Source organism: Streptomyces sp. Ac-502 (assembly GCF_045222935.1).
Taxonomy (GTDB): Bacteria; Actinomycetota; Actinomycetes; order Streptomycetales; family Streptomycetaceae; genus Streptomyces; species Streptomyces monomycini.
Genome location: NZ_JBHFFO010000001.1, coordinates 6109827 through 6131351 on the forward strand (window position 1 = coordinate 6109827; position 21525 = coordinate 6131351).

Annotated in this window: 18 protein-coding genes, 1 tRNA gene and 3 pseudogenes; 9 read left to right on the forward strand and 13 right to left on the reverse strand. The window is 70.1% G+C overall.

Features of this window, described 5'->3' with window-relative positions:
- Positions 1 to 419: 419 nt before the first annotated feature.
- Complete coding sequence (phoU, locus tag ACEXOX_RS27810; protein WP_406523905.1) at positions 420 to 1097, reverse strand: phosphate signaling complex protein PhoU; 678 nt, start codon at positions 1095 to 1097, stop codon at positions 420 to 422.
- Between the two features lie 235 nt (positions 1098 to 1332).
- Here phoU and ACEXOX_RS27815 point away from each other — a divergent pair.
- Positions 1333 to 2606, forward strand: a pseudogene (locus ACEXOX_RS27815) (sensor histidine kinase).
- Positions 2603 to 3283: a response regulator transcription factor gene (locus tag ACEXOX_RS27820; protein WP_018540121.1), complete on the forward strand. Its 681-nt coding sequence runs from the start codon at positions 2603 to 2605 to the stop codon at positions 3281 to 3283. Before ACEXOX_RS27815 ends, ACEXOX_RS27820 begins: the two are co-directional and overlap by 4 nt.
- 306 nt (positions 3284 to 3589) lie before the next feature.
- On the opposite strand, the gene ACEXOX_RS27825 is transcribed toward ACEXOX_RS27820, so the two are convergent.
- On the reverse strand, positions 3590 to 4273 hold the full coding sequence (locus ACEXOX_RS27825; RefSeq protein ID WP_406523906.1) for a DUF461 domain-containing protein: 684 nt from the start codon (positions 4271 to 4273) through the stop codon (positions 3590 to 3592).
- A gap of 839 nt (positions 4274 to 5112) precedes the next feature.
- On the opposite strand from ACEXOX_RS27825, the gene ACEXOX_RS27830 reads away from it, so the two are divergent.
- The 6 genes and pseudogenes from ACEXOX_RS27830 (at position 5113) to ACEXOX_RS27855 (ending at position 12390) form a co-directional block, all read left to right on the forward strand.
- Positions 5113 to 5595, forward strand: a complete 483-nt coding sequence (locus tag ACEXOX_RS27830) for a CarD family transcriptional regulator (protein WP_003953493.1) — start codon at positions 5113 to 5115, stop codon at positions 5593 to 5595.
- 444 nt (positions 5596 to 6039) lie between these two features.
- Positions 6040 to 6825: a 2-C-methyl-D-erythritol 4-phosphate cytidylyltransferase gene (gene ispD, locus ACEXOX_RS27835; protein ID WP_406523907.1), complete on the forward strand. Its 786-nt coding sequence runs from the start codon at positions 6040 to 6042 to the stop codon at positions 6823 to 6825.
- Positions 6812 to 7324 (forward strand): 2-C-methyl-D-erythritol 2,4-cyclodiphosphate synthase, encoded by a 513-nt coding sequence (gene ispF, locus ACEXOX_RS27840; protein WP_406523908.1) that lies wholly within the window; start codon positions 6812 to 6814, stop codon positions 7322 to 7324. The genes ispD and ispF overlap by 14 nt, the downstream gene beginning before the upstream one ends.
- Positions 7325 to 7678: 354 nt before the next feature.
- Positions 7679 to 9073 (forward strand): cysteine--tRNA ligase, encoded by a 1395-nt coding sequence (gene cysS, locus ACEXOX_RS27845; protein ID WP_406523909.1) that lies wholly within the window; start codon positions 7679 to 7681, stop codon positions 9071 to 9073.
- Positions 9074 to 9411: 338 nt separating this feature from the next.
- Entirely contained in the window at positions 9412 to 10368 is a 957-nt protein-coding gene (gene rlmB, locus ACEXOX_RS27850; protein WP_030022525.1) for a 23S rRNA (guanosine(2251)-2'-O)-methyltransferase RlmB, read from the forward strand.
- A gap of 325 nt (positions 10369 to 10693) precedes the next feature.
- A pseudogene (locus ACEXOX_RS27855) lies at positions 10694 to 12390 on the forward strand (DoxX family membrane protein).
- Between the two features lie 247 nt (positions 12391 to 12637).
- On the opposite strand, the pseudogene ACEXOX_RS27860 reads toward ACEXOX_RS27855, so the two are convergent.
- From ACEXOX_RS27860 to ACEXOX_RS27870, 3 genes and pseudogenes are all read right to left on the reverse strand, one after another.
- Positions 12638 to 13362: pseudogene (locus ACEXOX_RS27860) on the reverse strand (NDP-sugar synthase).
- Between the two features lie 30 nt (positions 13363 to 13392).
- A complete protein-coding gene (locus ACEXOX_RS27865; protein WP_406523910.1) occupies positions 13393 to 13812 on the reverse strand; it encodes a hypothetical protein in 420 nt (139 codons plus the stop codon).
- 218 nt (positions 13813 to 14030) lie between these two features.
- Entirely contained in the window at positions 14031 to 15167 is a 1137-nt protein-coding gene (locus ACEXOX_RS27870) for an ABC transporter ATP-binding protein (protein ID WP_406523911.1), read from the reverse strand.
- A gap of 177 nt (positions 15168 to 15344) precedes the next feature.
- Here ACEXOX_RS27870 and ACEXOX_RS27875 point away from each other — a divergent pair.
- Positions 15345 to 15418 (forward strand) — tRNA-Thr (locus ACEXOX_RS27875).
- Between the two features lie 455 nt (positions 15419 to 15873).
- On the opposite strand, the gene ACEXOX_RS27880 is transcribed toward ACEXOX_RS27875, so the two are convergent.
- From ACEXOX_RS27880 to ACEXOX_RS27915, 8 genes are all read right to left on the reverse strand, one after another.
- Positions 15874 to 16746: a YgjP-like metallopeptidase domain-containing protein gene (locus ACEXOX_RS27880; protein WP_406523912.1), complete on the reverse strand. Its 873-nt coding sequence runs from the start codon at positions 16744 to 16746 to the stop codon at positions 15874 to 15876.
- A gap of 117 nt (positions 16747 to 16863) precedes the next feature.
- Positions 16864 to 17364: a hypothetical protein gene (locus tag ACEXOX_RS27885; protein ID WP_406523913.1), complete on the reverse strand. Its 501-nt coding sequence runs from the start codon at positions 17362 to 17364 to the stop codon at positions 16864 to 16866.
- 83 nt (positions 17365 to 17447) lie between these two features.
- The gene (locus ACEXOX_RS27890; RefSeq protein WP_406523914.1) at positions 17448 to 18404 is read right to left on the reverse strand and encodes a ParB/RepB/Spo0J family partition protein; all 957 of its coding nucleotides are present in this window, start codon (positions 18402 to 18404) and stop codon (positions 17448 to 17450) included.
- Between the two features lie 57 nt (positions 18405 to 18461).
- Positions 18462 to 19190, reverse strand: a complete 729-nt coding sequence (locus ACEXOX_RS27895; protein WP_406523915.1) for a hypothetical protein — start codon at positions 19188 to 19190, stop codon at positions 18462 to 18464.
- Positions 19191 to 19299: 109 nt separating this feature from the next.
- Complete coding sequence (locus tag ACEXOX_RS27900; RefSeq protein WP_406523916.1) at positions 19300 to 19497, reverse strand: hypothetical protein; 198 nt, start codon at positions 19495 to 19497, stop codon at positions 19300 to 19302.
- Positions 19440 to 20090, reverse strand: coding sequence for a phosphoadenosine phosphosulfate reductase (locus ACEXOX_RS27905; RefSeq protein ID WP_406523917.1), 651 nt, complete (start codon positions 20088 to 20090; stop codon positions 19440 to 19442). Before ACEXOX_RS27905 ends, ACEXOX_RS27900 begins: the two co-directional genes overlap by 58 nt.
- Positions 20087 to 21184: an N-6 DNA methylase gene (locus ACEXOX_RS27910; protein WP_406523918.1), complete on the reverse strand. Its 1098-nt coding sequence runs from the start codon at positions 21182 to 21184 to the stop codon at positions 20087 to 20089. The genes ACEXOX_RS27905 and ACEXOX_RS27910 overlap by 4 nt, the downstream gene beginning before the upstream one ends.
- Before the next feature lie 141 nt (positions 21185 to 21325).
- Positions 21326 to 21517 (reverse strand): hypothetical protein, encoded by a 192-nt coding sequence (locus tag ACEXOX_RS27915; RefSeq protein ID WP_406523919.1) that lies wholly within the window; start codon positions 21515 to 21517, stop codon positions 21326 to 21328.
- Positions 21518 to 21525 lie beyond the last annotated feature (8 nt).

Genomic DNA, 21525 nt, shown 5'->3' on the forward strand with positions numbered 1-21525 from the left:
ACCTTCCTACTTTCGGCGGTGGTTGGCGCGCGTACGAAAGAAGCTCCGCTCGGCACCATGCCGAGCGGAGTCCATGCCTGCCGTCGCGGGTGCGGCCCGAGCGGCCGCCGGAACGTTTGGGCGCAAGCGCTGTCGGTTGGCCGGCCGCGGTCGAGAATCAGCCGCAGCCGCCCCCGCACTGGCAGGGGCCGCCGGACTGGCAGCCGCAGGAGCAGCCGGGGCCGCAGGCGCAGTTGCCGGGGGCCGGGTTGGGGGCAGGGGAACGCGTCATGACTTGCCTCCTCGGGGAGAGGTCGTCCATTCGGTGTCCATTGGATGCCCGTTCGGTGAGGCGCATCAACGGCGCGTGGTGGCACGGCTCGACGCCGTACGGTTCTGGGGCGGGGCGTGCGTGCCGTGCCGTGCGCGGGCGGGTGCTGTTACGCGCCCTCCACCGGGGCCGGCGGGGCGATTTCGTCCGCGTGTTCGCCGGTGACCAGGTAGACGACGCGCTTGGCGACCGACACGGCGTGGTCGGCGAAGCGCTCGTAGTAGCGGCCCAGCAGTGTCACGTCCACGGCCGTCTCGATGCCGTGCTTCCAGCGGTCGTCCATCAGGTGCTGGAAGAGGGCGCGGTGGAGGAGGTCCATCGCGTCGTCGTCCTGTTCCAGTTGGAGCGCGAGGTCGACGTCCTTGGTGATGATGACCTCGGCGGCCTTGGCCATCAGGCGCTGGGCGAGCTGGCCCATTTCGAGGATCGTGGCGTGCAGGTCCCGCGGTACGGCCGTCTCCGGGAAGCGCAGCCGGGCCAGTTTGGCCACGTGCTGGGCCAGGTCGCCGGAGCGTTCCAGGTCGGCGCTCATGCGCAGGGAGGTGACGACGATCCGCAGGTCGGTGGCGACCGGCTGCTGGCGGGCGAGGAGGGCTATCGCCCGGGCCTCCAGGTCACGCTGGAGATCGTCGACCTTCTCGTCGGCGGCGATGACGGCCTCGGCCAGCTTCAGGTCCGCGTCGAGTATCGCCGTGGTGGCGCGCCCGATGGCGGAGCCGACGAGCCTGGCCATCTCGACGAGGCTCTCGCTGATCGAATCCAGCTCCTCGTGGTACGCGTCCCGCATCAGTGACCTTCTCTCGGTTCGGGTGGTGACGTGTCGCTCGGGGTGGTGAAGTGCCATTCGGCTTGACGGGGTGGGGGCCGAAATCCCCACGCTCCCACGTTCCGGCCGGAACGCGACCGGTTCTGACCTCCGGAATGAACCGGCGCCGACACCAAGGTGAACTCTGGGCGACGTGTGTTCGATCAGCCCCTCGAACGGCTGGGGAGATGTCACAGGTGACGCATAACCTGGAGTCATGAACGTGGATGCGGCCGTCGCCGCAGTGGCAGCGATCGCCGGACTGTGCACCGGCGTCTTCGCCATGCTGGCGTTCCGCTGGAGCGAGCGGGACCAGGCCAAACCCACGCGTACCTCCCTGCACACCGACGCCGTCCTGCCCCCGGCGTGGACACGGTCCTGTCGGTGCTGCGTTCCTCGGCCGTCGTCCTGGACGAGGCCGACGCCGTGGTCAAGGCCAGCTCGGCCGCGTACGCGCTGGGGCTGGTACGCGGCGGGAAGCTGGCCGTCGAGCCGATGCTCCAGATGGCCCGCGACACCCGCCGCGACGGCGAGATACGCCAGGTCGAGCTGGACCTGCCGCGCAGGGGTACGGGCCGGGGCGGCGACGCCCTGGCGGTCTCCGCGCGGGTCGCGCCTCTAGGGTCGCGGCTGGTCCTGCTGCTGGTCGAGGACCTGACCGAGGCCCGGCGCATAGAGGCGGTACGGCGCGACTTCGTCGCCAACGTCAGCCATGAGCTCAAGACCCCGGTCGGCGCCCTGTCCCTGCTGTCCGAGGCCGTCATGGACGCGAGTGACGACCCGGAGGCCGTCGAGCGGTTCGCGGGACGGATGCAGAACGAGGCCACCCGGCTGACCAACCTCGTCCAGGAACTGATCGACCTCTCCCGGGTGCAGAACGACGACCCGCTGGAGGACGCCGAGCCGGTCCGGGTGGACGAGCTGGTCGCGGAGGCGATCGACCGCTGCCGCCAGCAGGCCGGCAGCAAACAGATCACCATGGCCGCCGCCGGCACCGCCGACCTGCACGTCTGGGGCAACCGCGGCCAGCTCGCCGCCGCCCTCGGCAACCTCGTCGAGAACGCCGTCAACTACTCACCGGCCCGTACCCGGGTCGGTATCGCGGGCCGCCGTGTCCAGGCACACGGCGGCGACCTTGTCGAGATCGCGGTGACCGACCAGGGCATCGGGATATCGGAGAAGGACCGGGACCGCGTCTTCGAGCGGTTCTACCGCGTGGACCCGGCGCGCTCGCGCGCCACCGGCGGGACCGGCCTCGGCCTCGCCATCGTCAAACACGTGGCCGCCTCGCACGGCGGGGAGGTCACGGTGTGGAGCGCTGAGGGACAGGGCTCCACCTTCACCCTGCGTCTCCCGGAGGCCGGTGCCGTGCGCGATCGCGCACGCAGCGCCTCCGACCCGTCGGCGGAGGGCCTCGACGACGAGGACCGCCCGTACGAGACCTTCAACGATCCGCTCCCTGCTCATCCTGCCCCGGAGGTCCTTCCGTGACCCGAGTGCTCGTCGTCGAGGACGAGGAATCGTTCAGTGACGCCCTGTCGTACATGCTCCGCAAGGAGGGCTTCGAGGTCGCCGTCGCGGCGACCGGCCCCGACGGCCTGGACGAGTTCGAGCGCAACGGCGCCGACCTGGTCCTGCTGGATCTGATGCTGCCGGGCCTGCCCGGCACCGAGGTCTGCCGTCAGCTGCGCGGCCGCTCCAACGTCCCGGTCATCATGGTGACCGCCAAGGACAGTGAGATCGACAAGGTGGTCGGCCTGGAAATAGGGGCCGACGACTACGTCACCAAGCCTTTCTCCTCCCGTGAGCTGGTCGCCCGGATCCGCGCGGTGCTGCGCCGCCGCGGGGAGCCAGAGGAGGTCACGCCGCAGGCCCTGGAGGCCGGGCCGGTCCGGATGGACGTGGACCGGCACGTCGTCACGGTCTCCGGCGGCAAGGTCGACCTGCCGCTGAAGGAGTTCGACCTCCTGGAGATGCTGCTGCGCAACGCGGGCCGGGTGCTGACCCGTATGCAGCTGATCGACCGCGTCTGGGGCGCCGACTACGTGGGGGACACCAAGACGCTGGACGTCCACGTGAAGCGCCTGCGCGCCAAGATCGAACCGGATCCGGGCGCGCCGCGGTACCTGGTCACGGTCCGGGGGCTGGGCTACAAGTTCGAGCCGTAAGAGGCATCGGGCGTCGGAGGGCAGAGGTCAGAGGTCTCGGGCGTCAGAGGTCAGAGGCTTCGGGTGTCTGAGGGGCCGGGTGGTTGAGGTGCCGGGTGATTGAGGGGCTGGGCGTCGGAGGGTGCCGGGCTTCTGAGGCGCCTACGGCGCGGTACGGCGCGGCCAGGTGCTGCGCCGTACGGCATACGCGAGCGCCGTGCGGGCCGGAGAGATCCGGTCCGCACGGCGCTCGTGCTCGTACGGGGCGGCATCGCCGCTACGGGTACCGGCGGCACCCGCGGCGGCGATGCGGCGTTGTTACGTGCGTCAGCGGCCGGCCTCGGGCGACTGCGGCGTGCCGTTGTTCGGCGACGCGTTGTCCCCGGCTCCGGCGTCACCGTTGGCGCCGGCCGCGCCGCTGGGCGTGGCCTTCCCCGACGGGCTGCCGGACGCGGAGGGGCTGCCGGACGGGCGGGCCGAGCCGGACGGCGACGGGACCTCGCTCGGGCCGAAGTCCTTGAAGTAGCTCTTGGCCGGGACGACGAACGCGCGCAGGGTGACCTTCCCCGCGGTGCTGAAGTCGAAGGTCACGGACTGCGCGTCGCCGTTCTTGACGGACGTGCGGCCGCTGTCCAGTACGGCGGAGGCGTTGTCCTTGCCGCCGATCACGATCGAGCCGCCGGCCGGGACCACGATCGGCCCGGAGCCCTTGGCGGGCGCCAGCTTCGCTTCCTTGTTCGTACCGTTGACCTTGATGGACTCCAGCGTCTGGTCCTTGCTGCCGTTGTTGAACACGGTCGCGGTCACCACGGCCGGGCCCTCGGCGTCCGGCTCGGGCTGGGTGACGACGGAAGCGTTCTGGATCTTGAGGTCGCCGACGCTGGTGGCGGCGTTGTCCGGCTTGACCTGGAGCGTCTGGGCGTCGTTCCCGGCTCCGCACGCGGAGAGCGTGGCGATCGAGAGCGTGAGAACGGTGGCGGCGAGGACGCCGCGTCGAAGGCTGCGGCTCACGGCGGCGGCATCTCCTTGGACGAACTACGGCGGCCGAACTTCGAGCCCGGTCGCGGATGGGCGGCTGGGCGGCCGTGCGCGGTCGCCGTACCGGCATCCGCGTAAAGCCGCCCTAAGGGTGTGTCAGCGCCGCTAGGTTACCGAGCCGTCCCCGGGCCGCCGCACCCGACCCGCCCCCAGGACGATCACACCCTCCTCACATCCTGCTCCGGCCCGTTCCCGCACGGGCTCGGTGGCCCTCCGCCGTACGTCCGTTTGCCGCACATCGTCCGCGGCCGCGGACGTTTTCGTACCCGCCGGACGGAATGATCGCGAGCCGGGACGAAGCAGGGACGAAGCCGGGGCCGAAGCAGGATCCGGAGCCGGGCCGGGAAGAAAACCGAATATCCGGCAAGCGGTCGTTCGGATGAAGCCCGGCGGGTTTCTCCGCAGGTAAATCGGCATTCGCAGGGAATGCGCCGGGCTCCGAAATTGATCACGTACGACGACCGCGCACGGCGGCCGGCCGGCGTTCGCGCGGTGGACATCCGGTGATCAATTCGCGAAACGGCGGACACCCGTCCTCCGGAACCGAACGGAGTAGCGGAACTGCGACATCCGGATTCCGGCAAAACGGGACGTACGGGTGCCGTCGCGGGCCCTTCCGGGTGTGTGACGTAGGTGTTTCAGGCTGCGCGCGAAGCGCCTCCGACCTGCGAATTCCTGCACCCGGAGGGCTGTCGAAGCACGTTCCGGCCGCTGTTGTCAAGCCCCGAGATATGCCCTGACCTGCGAAAACGCCATTCAGAACGGCCCGTTCCCGTGTTAGCATGGATAGCCACGGAAGGGGTACCTGTCACATGACGTTCAAGGTTGGCGACACCGTGGTCTATCCCCATCACGGGGCCGCGCTGATCGAGGCCATCGAAACTCGCCAGATCAAAGGCGTGGACAAGACCTACTTGGTGCTGAAGGTCGCCCAGGGCGACTTGACTGTTCGTGTGCCAGCGGACAATGCGGAGTTCGTCGGCGTACGCGATGTGGTCGGCCAGGACGGGCTGGACCGGGTCTTCGAGGTGCTGCGCGCACCGTATGCCGAAGAGCCGACGAACTGGTCCCGTCGTTACAAGGCGAATCTGGAGAAGCTCGCTTCGGGTGACGTGATCAAGGTCGCCGAAGTGGTGCGTGATCTGTGGCGCCGTGAGCGGGAGCGCGGTCTTTCCGCCGGTGAGAAGCGCATGCTCGCCAAGGCACGCCAGATCCTGGTGAGCGAACTCGCCCTCGCGGAGAACACCAACGAGGACAAGGCCGAGGCTCTGCTGGACGAGGTCCTCGCGTCCTGACGACGCGCGAATGCCGCGGCGCCCGAGTGGCGGCCGACTCCGGCCAGGAGCGGTCAGTTGCCGGGCGCTGCGGCATATCTGCGGCGGCATACCCGTACTCGTACCCGCGTACTCGTAACCGCACTGGCGGACCCGTATCCGCATCCGTACACGGCGCCCGCTTCCCTGGGCCCGCACGCACGGAAGCGCATCTGCGGAAGCCGTGCACCACTACCGAACCGTGTGATCGTTCCCCGTGGTGACCGCCCCCGTGCTCGTCCCCGAAAAGATCCGCCGTCGCGCCCGCTTGTGGCGTGCCGGGCTCGGGCAGCTGTCCCGACCGGTGTCACGGAAGGGTCCGGATCGGGGCGTCGCGCCCGGCACACTGCGGCCATACCCATGTCGGCTCGGGAAACAAACCTGTCTGCGCTAATTCCGGGGTCTCCCCGGGTTTCGGAGCAACCGATGTCAGACGTATCCCCAGATTCCGCCAACCCCTCCGGTACGCCCCGGCTCCGTACCGCGGCCGTGATCCCGGCCGCCGGACGCGGCGTACGGCTGGGACCGGGCGCCCCCAAGGCGCTCCGTGCGCTCGGCGGTACGCCCATGCTCGTCCACGCCGTACGCGCGATGGCCGCCTCCCGTGCCGTCTCCGTCGTCGTGGTCGTCGCCCCGCCGGACGGCGCCACCGAGGTCCGCAACCTGCTGGACCAGTACCCGCTGTCCGAACGCACCGACCTGCTGGTCGTCCCCGGCGGCGGGACCCGGCAGGAGTCCGTCCGGCGCGGCCTGGACGCCCTGCCCGAGGCCATCGACGTCGTGCTGGTGCACGACGCCGCCCGGCCCCTGGTCCCCGCCGAAACGGTCGACTCGGTGGTCGCCGCCGTACGGGACGGCGCCCCGGCCGTGGTGCCGGCGCTGCCGCTCGCGGACACCGTCAAGCAGGTCGAACCGCGCACCGGCGGGCAGGCCGGCGAGCCGGAGCCCGTGGTGGGCACGCCGGAGCGGGCCCTGCTGCGCGCCGTGCAGACCCCGCAAGGCTTCGACCGGGCGACCCTCGTCAAGGCGCACGAGACCGTCGTCCTCCAGGGGGACGGCGCGACCGACGACGCCGGAATGGTCGAGCAGCTCGGCGTCCCCGTCGTGGTGGTGCCGGGCCACGAGGAAGCGTTCAAGGTGACCCGGCCGCTGGATCTGATCCTCGCCGAGGCCGTACTCGCCCGTAGGAGGGCCACCGATGGTTATGTATGACGCGCAGCCGCAGATGATGCCGCTGGTGGGCATCGGCACCGACGTGCACGCCTTCGAGAAGGGGCGCGAACTGTGGGTGGCCGGCCTGCTCTGGGACGACGCGGCGAGCGACGGATACGGGCTCGCCGGGCACAGTGACGGCGACGTCGTCGCGCACGCCGCCTGCGACGCGCTCTTCTCGGCCGCCGGGCTCGGCGACCTCGGAGCGCACTTCGGCACGAGCCGCCCGGAGTACTCCGGCGCGTCCGGCGTGACCCTGCTGTCCGAGGCGGCCGGCATCGTACGGGCCGAAGGCTTCCTGGTCGGCAACATCGCGGTGCAGGTCATCGGCGTACGCCCGAAGGTCGGCAAGCGGCGCGCCGAGGCGCAGAAGGTCCTCTCGGAGGCGGCCGGCGCCCCCGTCTCGGTGTCCGGCACGACCTCGGACGGCCTGGGCCTGACGGGCCGGGCGGAGGGGCTGGCGGCGGTGGCCACGGCGTTGGTGCTGCCTGTGCGGTAGGGGGAGCCGGGGGCAGGGGGAGTCGGTGGGGAGCGGGGGAGGGCCGGGAAATCGGCAGTCGGGTGACCCGGGAGCCCGGTGCCCCGATCGAGCGGTGGCCGGTGGCTGGTGAGGCGGCCGACGGTTCGTTGCTGGTGCCGTGCGGTGCGGGAACTCCGTGGCGCGTAAGCGAGTTGTACGGGTGACAGCGGCGTCCGCAGCAGCTGGCTCGTAGCAACTGGATCGAAGCGACTGGAGGGGACATGGCCGGAGCATCCATACCGCGCCGCGGTCGCTCGCGGTGAAATGTCACGCTTCTGTGTCCGTGGCCCCGGGGGTCGCAGGGCACTGTCCGGTTCGGACTACCCTTGACGCGTGACTATTCGGCTGTACGACACCAGCGCCCGGCAGACTCGCGATTTCACCCCGCTCACGCCGGGCTGTGTCTCGATCTACCTGTGCGGTGCGACCGTACAGGCCGCCCCGCACATCGGGCACATCCGGTCGGGACTGAACTTCGACATCATGCGCCGCTGGTTCGTGCACCGCGGCTACGACGTCACGTTCATCCGGAACGTGACGGACATCGACGACAAGATCATCACGAAGGCGGCCGGTCAGGGGCGTCCGTGGTGGGCCATCGGCTACGAGAACGAGGTCGCGTTCAACACGGCCTACGACACGCTCGGCTGCCTGCGTCCCACCTACGAGCCGCGCGCCACCGGTCACATCCCCGAGATGATCGAAATGATGCGGGGCCTGATCGACCGCGGCCACGCCTATGCCGCGGACGGCAACGTCTACTTCGACGTGCGCTCCTTCCCGGGCTACCTGGAGCTGTCCAAGCACGAGCTGGACAACCTGCTCCAGCCCTCCGCCGAGGGCGAGACCGGCAAGCGCGACGCGCGTGATTTCGCCATGTGGAAGGCGGCCAAGCCGGGTGAGCCGAGCTGGGAGACGCCGTGGGGCCGGGGCCGTCCCGGCTGGCACCTGGAGTGCTCGGCGATGGCGCACAAGTACCTGGGCAGCGCCTTCGACATCCACGGCGGCGGCATCGACCTGGTCTTCCCGCACCACGACAACGAGATCGCGCAGGCCAAGGCGTACGGCGACGACTTCGCCGCGTACTGGTGCCACAACGCCTGGGTGACCATGAGCGGCGAGAAGATGTCCAAGTCGCTGGACAACTCGGTGCTGGTCTCGGACATGGTCAAGCGCTGGCGCCCGATCGTGCTGCGCTACTACCTGGGCACTCCGCACTACCGTTCGATGATCGAGTACAGCGAGGAAGCGCTGCGCGAGGCGGAGTCCGCGTTCGCGCGGATCGAGGGCTTCGTCCAGCGCGTGGTCGAGAAGGCCGGGACCGTCGAGCCCGCCGCCGAGGTGCCGCCGGCCTTCGCCGACGCGATGGACGACGACCTCGGCGTACCGCAGGCGCTCGCCGTCGTGCACACCACCGTGCGCCAGGGCAACTCCGCGCTGACGGCCGACGACAAGGAATCGGCCGTCGCCCGCCTGGCCGAGGTCCGCGCCATGCTCGGCGTGCTGGGCCTGGACCCGCTGGACGAGCAGTGGTCGGGCGGCGGCACGGGCCGCGGCGAGGACCTGCACGGCGTCGTGGACTCGCTGGTCCGGCTGGTCCTGGAACAGCGCCAGGCGGCCCGTGGCCGCAAGGACTACGCGACCGCCGACGCCATCCGCGACGAGCTCCAGCAGTCCGGCCTGGCCATCGAGGACACACCGTCGGGACCGCGGTGGTCGCTGTCCTGAGCGGTAGCGGCGCGCCGGGGCCGGCGGGGTCGGGCGGGTCGGCAGGGCCGGTGGGGCCTCGGCCTGTCGGATCTTGATCGGCCGGCCGGTTCTCGACCGGCCGGAGCCCGGCCGCCGGTACCCGGCCTGCGGGCTTCCGCGCCGCCGGGCGCCGGTATCAGCGAGTCCCCGTCCCGCCGGGCGTCGGCATCAGCGGGACCCGCCCCGCCGGGTCCCGGTTGGCCGTACCGGTCGTCTCCGGGCGACACTTCTTGCAGACACACAGCAGACACACATCCGTACGTACGAATCCACTCCACGTCGCGAGACGTCGAGAGCAGTGAAGAGACAGGTGACCCATGGCCGGCAACAGCCAGCGCAGGAACCGCCGCACGTCCAACAAGAAGGGTATGCAGGTCGGCAGCGGTGGCCAGCGGCGCCGGGGCCTGGAAGGCAAGGGCCCGACCCCGCCCGCGTCCGCGCGCAAGGGGCATGTGAAGAACCGCATCGCCAACGCCCAGGCCAAGCAGGCGGCCAACCGGCGCCCGGCCCCGCGGCGCGGCGGCGCCAAGGGCACCTCGGAGCTGGTCGTCGGCCGTAACCCGGTCTTCGAGGCGCTGCGCGACGGCGTGCCCGCGACGACGCTGTACGTGCAGCAGTTCATCGAGAACGACGAGCGGGTGCGCGAGGCGCTGCAGCTCGCCGCCGACCGCGGCAACATCAACCTGATGGAGGCGCCGCGCCCCGAGCTCGACCGTATGACCAACGGGCTCAACCACCAGGGCATGGTGCTCCAGGTGCCGCCGTACGAGTACGCGCACCCCGAGGACCTCGCGGCCGCCGCCTTCGACGACGGCGAGGACCCGCTGATCGTCGCGCTCGACGGCGTCACCGACCCGCGCAACCTCGGCGCCGTGGTGCGCTCCGTGGCCGCGTTCGGCGGGCACGGCGTGGTCGTGCCGGAGCGGCGCGCCGCCGGTATGACGGCCGGCGCGTGGAAGACCTCGGCGGGCACGGCGGCCCGTACGCCGGTCGCCCGTGCCACAAACCTGACGCGCGCCCTGGAGGGTTACCAGAAGGCGGGCATGACCGTCGTGGGCCTGGCGGCGGACGGCGAGATGGAGCTCCAGGACCTGGAGGTGCTGGACGGCCCGGTCGTCATCGTCGTCGGCAGCGAGGGCAAGGGCCTGTCGCGGCTGGTCGGCGAGACCTGCGACGTGCGCGTACGCATTCCGATGCCGGGCGGCGCGGAGTCGCTGAACGCGGGCGTCGCGGCGGGCGTGGTGCTGTGGGAGGCGGCGCGGCGGCGCGGGTGAGCCCCGCTCCGTCGGCGCAGGGGGCCGGACGGCGAGGTGGTGAAGGCGCGCGGGCGGGATCTCCGGGCCGCGCGTGCGCCCCTGCGTCGTCCGCCGTCCTGGCCCCCGGAGCCACGCGCCCGTAGGCGCAGTACATCCGTACGGATGTACGAAATGTCATCCGGAAGGCTGTGCGGCGCCCCGCGGGAGAGCGGCGCCGCCAGGGTGCCGGGGCGGCCCGGTGGAGGTCATCCGCCGGGGCGGCGGTGATCGCGCGTCTCCTTGACGGGTCTCGGACAGTTCGGGGCGGTCAAGGCAGTGTCTTAAACGCGGGTCACTCGGTTAGATGAGCGTGGACACCAGAACACCCCGCACGCCTACGGGGGGACGCTCGCCGGGCTTCGATGACGAGCCGGTGCTGAGCTCGGTCAAGGTGCCGTGCGATCCCGCGCAGGTCATTGTCAATCACGCCAGCTTCCGCGTGCAGCTCGCCGCGCCCGCCGCGAGCAGCAGCGCCATGGCCGACACCGCGCGCATCCCTGTGGTCCGGGAGCCGGCGGGCGGCAGACGCCGCGCACCCGTGGTGTGGAGCGGCCGCACCGAACCGGGCGGCACCACCGCCGCCACCAGCCAACTTCTCCATGCCGTACGGATGTCGGGCCGGACCACGGTCACCGCCGACCGGAGCGACGAGATCGGCACCACGACCCAGGTCCTGCCCAGGGTCCGGCTCGACGAGGAGCAGCCCGGTACGAGCACGGGCCTGGGGACCGGTACGGGCATGGGTACGGTCACCGGTTCCGGCGGTCCGGCCCCGGCCGTGGTCGGCCAGCAGCGCGGCCCCGTGGACGCCGACACCACCCTGCTCAAGGGCGTGCGCCCGACCACCGGCGCCTACGACCACTACGACGAGGAACCCCCGTACTCGGACGAGGAGACGGCGGCGTACGAGCGGTACGGTGACGCGGCCGGGCGGCGCGCCGGCGATCCGGCGGTCCGGCACGCGTACTACCCCGGCCGCCGGATGAACCTCGGCGTCGTCCTGCTGCCGCTGCGCGTCTTTCTCGGCTTCATCAGCGTGTACGCGGGCATGGGCAAGCTCTGCGACCCTGTCTACTTCGACGGCGGCGAACGCGGCTCGATGGTCAAGTGGCTCCAGTCGCTGCACCCTTGGTCGCTGGTCGCCCCGCTGCGCGACTTCGCGCTCTCGCACCCCGTGGGGGCCGGCCTGACCGTGGCTTTCCTCCAGGTCGTGGTCGGCGTGCTCACCATGTGCGGACTGTGGCAGCGGGTCGCCGCCTCGTTCGGCGCCCTGCTCTCCGCGGCCCTCCTGATGACGGTCAGCTGGCGCACCGTGCCCGTGTACGACGCGCCCGACATCATCTATCTCGCCGCCTGGAGCCCGCTGCTCATCGCGGGCGCGCCGGTCTACTCGATGGACGCCCGGCTCGCCGGCGAGGCATGGCGGCGGCTGGGCCCGCGCGTCGAGCTGTGGGACCTGCGCCGCCGCGTCCTGCGTCGCGGCGCGGTCCTGACGGCCGTGGTCGCCGGGCTGACGCTGCTGGTCGGGTCGCTGCTGGGCGGAGCCGTACGGTCGGCCTCGGTGCCCTCCGTACCGGAGCCCGGCGAGCCCGCGACGAACAACCTCCCCGGCTCGCCGCTGCCGCAGCAGTCACAGCCCGGCGGCCCGAAGGCGCAGCACGGCCCCGGCCACCCCGGCAAGTCGCCGAAGCACTCCGGAAAGCCGTCGGCGGGCGCCTCGCGCAAGGCGGGCAGCCCGAAGTCGAAGCCCCCTCCGCCTCGGCTCCCGGCACGGCCCGGGCCACCGGCAGCGTGAGCGGATCGGCACCGGACACCGGCCGCTCCTCCAGCGGCACCCCGTCGCGGCAGACCGCCCCGACGCGGGCCCCCGCGACGACCCCCCAGGCACCGTCCGTCGGCGGCACCGCGGGTGGCGCCAACGGCGGCGCGAGCGACAGCGGTTCGAGCAGCTCCAGTAACGGCAGGGGGCGCGGAGGCACGCTGGGCGGCCTCTTGGGGTAGGGGAGGGGCTCCTGGGGCGCAGCAAGGCCCCTTGAGCCCCGTGAGGCCCTCACAGGCGAACGGACCGCCCCCATGGCATCGGCCATGGGGGCGGTTCCTCGCGTCGGATGCTGACCGGATGCGGCATTTCTCGGATGCGCCTCTCATGAGCGCTGCCCGGACGCGTCACCTGTACTCGTCGCCCGAACACGTTGTCCCTATGCGTAGCTCCAACGCGTCACCCGTGGAGACAGCTCACCGGTACTGCTCAAACCCGCTGAGACCGCAGCTCCTTGGCGGCTTCGGTGAGGTCCTTGGCCGTGTCGATGGCGCGCCAGTACGCGCCGTGCGGCAGGGGAAGCCGGCCAGGCGCCGTTCCCGGGCCAGACGGGGGAATGTCGTGCGCTCGTGGTCCCCGCGCGCGGGCAGCAGCCCGGTGAAGGCGGCGGAGAAGACGTACACGCCGGCGTTGATCAGATAAGGGGAGGGCGGCGACTCGATGAAGTCGAGGACGTGGCCGAACTCGTCGGTCTCCACGGCGCCCCACGGGATGCGCGGCCGGGCCAGCGCGAGCGTGGCGTCGGCGCCGCGCTCATGGTGGAAGTCCGCCATCTCGCGCAGCGAGAAGCGGGTCCAGATGTCACCGTTGGTCGCGTACCAGGGCTCGTCGGGCCGGGGCAGCGAGGCGGCGGCGTACTTGAGACCGCCACCGCGACCGAGGGGTTCGGTCTCGACAACGGTGGTGACACGCAGGGGAAGTTGCGCCTGGGACAGCCAGTCCTGGAGCACCTCGGCGAGGTGACCGCAGGAGACGACCGCGTCCGTGACGCCCTCGGCGGCCAGCCAGGCGAGCTGGTGGCCGATGATCGGGGTTCCGGTTCCGGGAATCTCGACCATCGGCTTGGGACGGTCGTCGGTGTACGGGCGGAGTCGCGAACCCTGGCCTCCGGCCAGGATCACGGCCTGCGTGGGGTGCGGGCACGGTGCTGTCATGGATCGCACCCTATGCGGTGCGAGCCGGGCTCACTGGACAGAGGCGACGCCGGTGGCGAACGAGGTGTCACAGACCGGCCGGGACCAGGCCTGCGCACGGTGCGCGGCACCGCCGTACTTGGCGACCGCGGCACGGCCGAGGGCGCGCGCGATGGCCACGCAGTGCTTGGCCAGGGAGGGGCGCTTGGTGGTCTCCTCCTGGAGGTGGGTCAGCGCGACACCGGGGTTCTTCTCCTGGAGTTCCACCAGGAGCCGGTCGCGGAGCACGTCCTGCGGCGCCCGGGAGCCCGCCTTGGTGGAGGCGTTCTCGGAGGACGCGGTCAGCATCTTCGAGTCCGTAGCCGGCGATGCCCACGGGACGCGGGTGACCGCGAGCGTCCCGGACAGGACGAGCACGACGGGAAGGACAAGGGCGAGGGTTCGGCCGATACGGCGGGCTGCGGAGTTCACGGGGCGATGGTAGCGAGTAGTGATGATTTGGCGACATTTAGTCACCGAATCGAGGGACCTTCTCCTCCGAAGTGCGTGCGCGATGTTGACGTACATGCTCGAAATGACGGCTCTGCCGGGGTATTTGTCGACACAGTGAGTACGGTGACCCGTACGGAAAACGGCGGCACCGGCCCCGAAGGACCGGCACCGCCGTACCCGCTCAGTCGCTCAAACGCTCAGTCGCTCAGCCGCTCACCCGTCGACGTCGAGAAGACGTGCGTCTCACCCGGCCGCGGTACGACGTGCAGCTCGGTGCCCTTCTCCGGCACCTGCCGCCCGTTGACACGGACGACCAGGTCCTTGTGCTCGTCACCGACGACCGCGGACCCGTACACGTACCCGTCGGCGCCGAGCTCCTCGACGACGTTCACGGTGACGGCCAGGCCCGGCGGGGCGTCCGCGGTCTCCTTGGAGAGGGACTTCGCGGCACCGCCGTTCTGCTCGACGATGTCGAAGTGCTCGGGCCGGACGCCGACGGTGACCGTACGGTCGCCCCTGTCGGCAGCGGCGGCCAGCGCCTCCCGGCTGACCGGCACCACGCTGTTGCCGAACTTCACACCGCCGTCCGTGATCGGCACCTCGACCAGGTTCATCGCCGGTGAGCCGATGAAGCCCGCGACGAAGAGGTTGTTGGGCCGGTCGTACATGTTGCGCGGCGAGTCGATCTGCTGGAGCAGCCCGTCCTTGAGGACGGCGACCCGGTCGCCCATCGTCATGGCCTCGACCTGGTCGTGGGTGACGTAGACCGTCGTGATCCCGAGACGGCGCTGCAGGCCGGCGATCTGCGTACGGGTCTGCACGCGCAGCTTGGCGTCCAGGTTGGACAGCGGCTCGTCCATGAGGAACACCTGCGGCTCCCGGACGATCGCCCGGCCCATCGCGACACGCTGCCGCTGACCACCGGAGAGCGCCTTCGGCTTGCGCCCCAGGTACTCGGTCAGGTCCAGGATCTTCGCCGCGTCCTCGACCTTCTGCCGGATCTCCGCCTTGTTCACACCGGCGATCTTGAGCGCGAAGCCCATGTTGTCGGCGACGGACATGTGCGGGTAGAGCGCGTAGTTCTGGAACACCATGGCGATGTCCCGGTCCTTGGGCGGCAGGTGGGTGACGTCCCGCTCCCCGATCCGGATCGCGCCGTCGTTGACGTCCTCCAGCCCCGCCAGCATCCGCAGCGACGTGGACTTGCCGCACCCGGAGGGGCCGACCAGGACGAGGAACTCGCCGTCCTCGATCTCGATGTTCAGCTTGTCGACGGCGGGCTTGTCGGAACCCGGGTAGATCCGGGTCGCCTGGTCGTACGTGACCGTGGCCATGATGTGTCCCTTCACCGGCAGGAACGTGCCGGACGATCCGAGTAAAAGGAGTGGTGTAGTCCACTGCTGTGGACTGCCCGTGACGGTACCCGGGCCGACGCCCGGTGTCAGTAGCCCGCGGGTCACGAAACAGCGGCGCCAGGTAGGCTGCGAGCCTGGGTACACTGCACCAGGCGCGCCTCCTTAGCTCAGCTGGTCAGAGCAACGCTCTTGTAAAGCGTAGGTCGTCGGTTCGAATCCGACAGGGGGCTCTAGGGTTGACCAGGTAAAACGCACTGAGAACGCCCCTCCGGAAGGTCTTCCGGAGGGGCGTTTTTGCTCTCTGAAGCCCGTCCGTGGACAAACCGTGGACAGCGCGAAATCCGGGTGCGGGGGAGCCGTGGTCCCGCTCTTCTGGGCCTCTGTCGAGCTAGCAAGCGCGGTCCGGCAGCCTGCTGGGTCTTGAGAGTCGCGCCGTGTCAGTGCCTCTTGAGGGCATTCGCGGACGGCTGAGGAAAGCCGCGCGCCCCCAAGGTCAGGGGCGAGCAGGTGAGGGCTCTCGTGGAGTCAGGTCACACCGGGAGGACCATGCGCTGGGTGGCGATGTCCCAGCGGCATTCGGCGTAGAGGCGGTTGAGGTCGTGGTGAGCGTCCGGGGCGTCGGCGTTGCAGGGTTCGTAGCCGTTGGGGCCGTGGCGGTAGTAGAAGCCGTATTCGGTGCATTCGGCTATGCCGGGGTACTGGCCGGTCCAGGTGGTGTTGCAGACGTTTGCAGGGTGACAGGTGTCGCGCTGGCGGCCGGTGAGGGCGCAGCGGGCGATGTCGCAGTGGTCGGCGTGCAGGGCGCCGGGAGGTGTGGAGCAGGCGGGGCAGGCGGCGTTCGGGGCCGACTGGGGGAGCGGGAGGGGGCGGTGGGTGAGGTCGCCGAGCCAGAGGTTGCGCAGCTCGCGGTCGAGCTGGTGGGTGTCGGCGACGGTGTGGAGGTTGAGGGTGCGGTGGAGGAGTTCGCGGAGAAGGGGGTAGGTAGTTGGGCGGTGGCCCAGTGGAGGGTGAGGCCGCGGTCGGGGTGGTGTCGGGCCCATGTGGTGCGGAGGCGGGAGGATGCACTGAGTGTCATGTCTGTTGTGTTGGCGTATCGGGTGATATGCGGGCCGTAGATTTTTAGCCATTCCTGTGTGGTTTTGACGTGGAGATTGATGAGCTCTCGCCGTGCTTTGTCCAGGCTTATGGCTGTGGTGCGGCGCATGAGGACGGTGGCACCTGATTCGGTGTCTTCCTGCCGTGTGGCGGGGGTGGTCAGTGCGTCGTCGGGGACGATGCGGAATCGGTGCCGGCGGCCGAGGAGGGTGAACTGCTCTCCGTCGGCGAGGTGCCGTACGGGGGCGTGGGGGGAGGTCTCGGCGAGGTGATTGAGCTGTCGGTAGATCCATCGGCGGCGGCGTTCGACGAGGGCGGTTGCTTCGGCGTCGGTGGTGTGGTGGGGGCCGCGGACGACGATGCCGCCCGCTTTCGTGACGTCGAGGCCGAGGGTGGTGCGGTTACTGGTTCGCACGGTTACGGTGGCGCCGCCGACGAGGAGGGTGCGCTGGTGCTGAGGCATGGTTCTTTCGGGCTGGCCCGGCGCCCCCCGCCTTCTTGGCGGTTTTCTACTATGGGCGAGGGCGGGGTCGGGGGTTTGCAGTGGGCGGGGTGTGGTGATGTGCTGCGCTGGAGTTGGTCAGGCAGCGGAACTGGACGGCCGTTCGCGTGCGGAGTCGAGCACTTCGGCTTCGATGTCGCTGAGTGCGTACTTCTGGCGCTGGAGGAAGGCCAGCCAGTTGGTGGTGTCCTTGCTGACCGGGTTCCGCCACGCCTGATCGGACATGGCCTGATGCTCGTACACCGCGGCGACCTGGGCGAAGAGCAGCCTCCAGCGTCCGGTCGCTCCGGTACGGGCGATGAGCGGCCCGAAGGGGTCTTCGACTCGCCGCCACGGCTCGCTGTCGTGGTTGGGGTCTTTGATCTTCAGGAAGGCCGAGATGAGGTCGGTGCGGTGGCGTGCGATGTACTGGGAGTACATGGCGGAGGTGCCGGTGATGGTGCTGAGGGTGAACTTCCAAATTTCGTCGGTCGCGTCGCCGGGCCGGGTGCACAGATTCGCGATGAACTCCTGCCGTACAGGGCGGGCTTGGCGCCAGGCCGCGTTGTAGCGGATGGTTCTGCGTCGCTTCTCCGCCATTTCCGCGGCGTCCGGTGCTGCCGTCCCGGACGCTTCGGGGCTCAGCTTGTGCTGGCGGGCTCGCCAGTCGGTGCACAGCCAAGTCACCGTGGGCTTGAACGGGTTGAGGGTGGCGGCGTGTCCGGGGCACCGGGCGTGCTGGTCGGCGGTGATGGCTGTTCCGAGGGGGTTACCAGATCCTTGAGGGGGCGCATGGGGGTCTCGTGCCACCGCCAGTCCCAGTCCACTAGCTTGATGCCGGCGGCGGCGAGGTCCTGCTTGAGCTGGATGCGCTTGGCCTTCTCGGCCGCCTCGTCCTTGAGGCACTGGAGTGCGTGGGCCCAGTGGCCGCGCGTGCCTGCGCCGTCGTTGCGGTCCCGGGCCTTCGCCGCTTCGAGGCGACTGCGGGCGTTGCTGATGTGCGCGACTTCCTGGAAATCGGCCAGCTCCACCAGGTCGAAGTCGTGAGCGACCGCGGCGCTGAGATTCTTGTCGTCCAGCTTCGACGCCTTGTCGGCGGCGGTGAGCTCGGCGGCGGACAGGCCGAGCGCGCGCGCATGTCGCTCCTTGACCGCTTGGGGCAGCGGCATCAGGGACAGTTGCCGGGCGGCTTCGACGTAGTCGCGGGCGTGCGCGTCCCGGCGGTGCTTGTTCTCGATGACCGACAGGGTCAGCGCCTCGTCATCGACGCCGCGAAGGTCGTCGCGGATCAGGGCAGGAACGAGCATGTAGGCGCGGCCCTCGTCCTTGGCCTTGTCGGCGGCGATGATCGCTGCCTTGCAGCGACGCTGCCCGAAGATGATGCCGAGCTTGCCTTCGTTGTCCCCGGTCTGTGGACGCAGGAGGAGAAGGCTCTGCACGCCGACCTCTTCCACGGAGGCGATCAGGGCAGGATCAGGTTCGGTCCCGTCCGGCTCGTCGTCCGAGCGGTGCTGGCGGTGGTTGTACGGGTCGACGACGAGTTCGTAGGGGTCGACCCAGGCGAAGCGTCCTTCGAAGGCGGGCTGCGCCGTGCTGGTGTCGGCGCTGTCCGGTGCGGTGAGGGTGGTCGTGGTTGTCATGGGAGGTCCCTGGTGAGAAGAGGGGCGGGCGGTGGCGCCCGCCCCTGTGCGTGCGGGTCAGGCGGCGGCCGGTACGGCCTTCGGCTTGGCCGTGCGCTTGGGCTGTGCCGCGGCGGCCTTGGGGCGTGCAGCTGTGCTGGCCTTCTTCGCCGGACGCTTCGCGGCGGGCTTCCCCGTGCCGGTCGGGGAGGGCTTCTTAGCGGCGGCCTTGGGCGCGGGCTTGGTCGGCGCGGGCTTCTTCGCGGGCGACTTCTTCACGGTGGTCTTCCTCGCGGCCGGCTCGCCGGTCGGTGCGGCGGGTGTCTTCGGCTGGGCGGACTGCTGCGGCGCGGGCTCGTCGGCGGTGGTGACGGGGATGCGGGTGCCGTCGTACCGGAGCTTCGCACGGTGGCCTTGGAAGACGGGGAAGAGTCGCAGGTGGAGGGTGTCGAGGAGGGTGTCGAGGGGTGCTTCGGCCGTGGTGAAGTGGCAGGCGGCGTTGTAGTGCGGGCCGGCCTTCTCGGGGCCGCGCGCGAACGTCTGGGCGGCGGAACCGTTCCACAGGCGGCGGATGCCGAAGGTGCGGCCGTCCTGGTGGGCGAAGTGGATCGTTTCCGGGTCGATGGAGTCGTCGACCTTGTGCCAGCCGTCGCCGAGCTTCTCGATGATCAGGTCGGCCAGGAGGTAGAGGTCGATGAGGGAGATGTCGAAGGGGGCGGTCTCGATGGTGGTGGTGTCCTGGTCGGTGTCGGTGTCGGTGTCGGTGTCGGTGTCGGTGTCGGGGTTCTGGGTGGTTTCGGTGGTCATGGTGGCTGTCTCCAAGAGGTGTGGGGTTGTGGTTGTCCCTCAACCCAATAGCTAAATTCTACTATGGCTAGTGGGGGCGTCAACTGCGAAGATGCACGTCAGGCGGGGGTTAGGTCATGCACCAGCCGGAGTCGCAGCCCACATCAAAGGGCAGCTCCTCCTGCGCTGCCTCGACCGCTTCGAGCAGAGGCCGGCCGGTACGGGTCAGAAACACCGCGTCGCCCATGCCGCCCCACAGCCGCGTCTCGTTCAGCGACTCCTCCAGGCAGCAGGCACGCAGGAACAGCCCCGGACGGTCGCGACGCATCTCCTTCCAGCCCCCAGCGACTTCAGCGGGCAGAACCAGCACGCGCTCTTCGGCGGCATCGGCAGGCCCGCATCCGAAATGATCTGCTGGCAGTCGACCCGACGGAGCTTGAGATCGAGCAGCGGGTAGGCCAGCCGCTCGTACGGCTCAACCCGCCGGTTGGCCGCCCGCGCGATCTCATCGAGCGAGATGCCGACGGCGACCGTCGCCGGATTGCCGGATGCCGCGCCATTCGCCTTGAGCCACCTGCCCGTGACGTGGATCTTGAAATCCCGAGTGCAACCCCGCGTGCCAGGCGCGCCGTTGGACATCCGGACGGGTATGGGCAGCGCGCGAGAGCCCTTCCGCATCATCCGCCCCCACAGCGTCTCCGTTCCGCCGGCGCGCAGTGTGCGGTGCAGGACGTGCAGGTCAAGACCGCTGGCTGACGCGTACGGTCTCGCGACATGCCGTACATACTCCAGCGTCGCTGGATCTTCACTGTCGTCACCCACGTTCGCGAACAGCAGAGTGCGGTACGGGATCTCGCGGCGGGCAGCCAGGACCATGAGGGCAGTGCTCTGCACTCCACCGCCGTAGCTGATCACGTTCACGCGGCGCACTCCGGGGCCTGGTCGAGGAGCTGCTGCGCCTGCCGGACCGAGGCAATGATCTTCGCCTTGCCCAGGATGGAGTCGCGGTGTTCGATCACGGCTCGGGCGTGCCGGGCGGCTTCCTCGATGGCCCTGGGGTTGGCCAGGGTGTCGGCGCAGGCCACGGTGACGCGGGGGCCGAGGCCCCAGACGATGGCGTTGACGGCTGCGCAGGCGGCAGCGATCTCGTCGATATCGCACATCGACCACTGGAAGTCGGCGGGGTCCAGGCCCTTCTCGCGCAGGTTCTGTGCTGCGGCACGCAGCAGGCCGCCGCTGCCGCCGGCCGGGTCGTGAATGTGCTGGCCTGGCCGCGGGCGGCCTGCCTCGGGGGCAGCCACCAAAAAGTCCACGACGGCGCTGAAGTTCACGACTTCAGCCATGGCTCCCGCGACGGAAGCCGGGGTGTGGAACTCGCCGAGTCCCTGTTGAGCGCCACGGCTCCGCAGCAGCATCATCACGGGCGAGAGCACGTCGGTCATGGAGCGCAGGTACGGGTCGGCGTACCCGGTCAGGGTGAGCAGGCCATTCTTCAGGGCCGCTTCCGTGACGGCGCGAACGGCGGATATGCGGTTCTTGTCGATGTCCGTGTCGTTCAGCCACTCGTGGAGGATGCGGGCCCGGTCGATGAGGTCGGGGCGCCGGATCCAGTGGGTGGACCAGATCTCGCGGTACATGCCGATCAGGTTTGTGTCATTCAGGCTGAGGATCTGCGTCGCGAGATCGGGCCCGTTCGGATCTTTTTGGCCGATCAGGCTGAGGGCGGCCACGATGCCGATCGGTACGTGTGTGTGGTTGCCGCCGTGCTGTCGATGCCAAGCTCCGGCGACGGCTTCGCCGACCTGCATGGCCTGGGCATGCGGGTCGCTCGCGGGGCAGACGCTGATGGTGCGCGGACGTGCCGGTGTGCTGGGCTGCTTCTTGGCTGGCCGCGGCGCGGGTGAAGACGGAGCGGTGCTGCGGCTGGGCTTGGCGGCGAAGGTCACCGGGGCCTTGGGCTGCGGCCGCGCGGGGGCCGGCTGGAGGTCGGCGAAGAGGTCGAGCTGCTGCGTCATGAGGGTCCTGTCGGGATGGTGAGAATGCGGCGGCCCGCCCCGCGGGTGCGGGACGGGCCAGGGTCGAGGCTTCCCCCTCAACCTTCTAGCTAAATTCTACTATGTTAAGGGGGTGGTCAACTGCGGTACGACTGCGACGAGTTATTCGCGGCCGACCCACAGCACGCCATATGGAGTGACCCGCGTGGTGAAATCCGCGTGCTCCTCAATCACTGCGGCCACCGTGGAGCAGTCGATCCGCCCGCACCGGTCCCGGTACGGCTCCAGGTCCCAGTCGGCACGCGTACCGACCGCCGAGGCGAAGAGTTGGGTGCAGTTATTGCCGAACGCCACGACCTGCT

Excerpts from the sequence above, each read along its gene's own strand:
- phoU (WP_406523905.1), bottom strand. The coding sequence starts at position 1,097 with ATGCGGGACGCGTACCACGAGGAGCTGGATTCGATCAGCGAGAGCCTC.
- ACEXOX_RS27830 (WP_003953493.1), top strand. The coding sequence starts at position 5,113 with ATGACGTTCAAGGTTGGCGACACCGTGGTCTATCCCCATCACGGGGCC.
- ispD (WP_406523907.1), top strand. The coding sequence starts at position 6,040 with ATGTCAGACGTATCCCCAGATTCCGCCAACCCCTCCGGTACGCCCCGG.
- ispF (WP_406523908.1), top strand. The coding sequence starts at position 6,812 with ATGGTTATGTATGACGCGCAGCCGCAGATGATGCCGCTGGTGGGCATC.
- rlmB (WP_030022525.1), top strand. The coding sequence starts at position 9,412 with ATGGCCGGCAACAGCCAGCGCAGGAACCGCCGCACGTCCAACAAGAAG.
- ACEXOX_RS27870 (WP_406523911.1), bottom strand. The coding sequence starts at position 15,167 with ATGGCCACGGTCACGTACGACCAGGCGACCCGGATCTACCCGGGTTCC.
- ACEXOX_RS27880 (WP_406523912.1), bottom strand. The coding sequence starts at position 16,746 with ATGCCTCAGCACCAGCGCACCCTCCTCGTCGGCGGCGCCACCGTAACC.
- ACEXOX_RS27885 (WP_406523913.1), bottom strand. The coding sequence starts at position 17,364 with ATGGCGGAGAAGCGACGCAGAACCATCCGCTACAACGCGGCCTGGCGC.
- ACEXOX_RS27890 (WP_406523914.1), bottom strand. The coding sequence starts at position 18,404 with ATGACAACCACGACCACCCTCACCGCACCGGACAGCGCCGACACCAGC.
- ACEXOX_RS27895 (WP_406523915.1), bottom strand. The coding sequence starts at position 19,190 with ATGACCACCGAAACCACCCAGAACCCCGACACCGACACCGACACCGAC.
- ACEXOX_RS27900 (WP_406523916.1), bottom strand. The coding sequence starts at position 19,497 with ATGCGTCGCGACCGTCCGGGGCTGTTCCTGCGTGCCTGCTGCCTGGAG.
- ACEXOX_RS27910 (WP_406523918.1), bottom strand. The coding sequence starts at position 21,184 with ATGACGCAGCAGCTCGACCTCTTCGCCGACCTCCAGCCGGCCCCCGCG.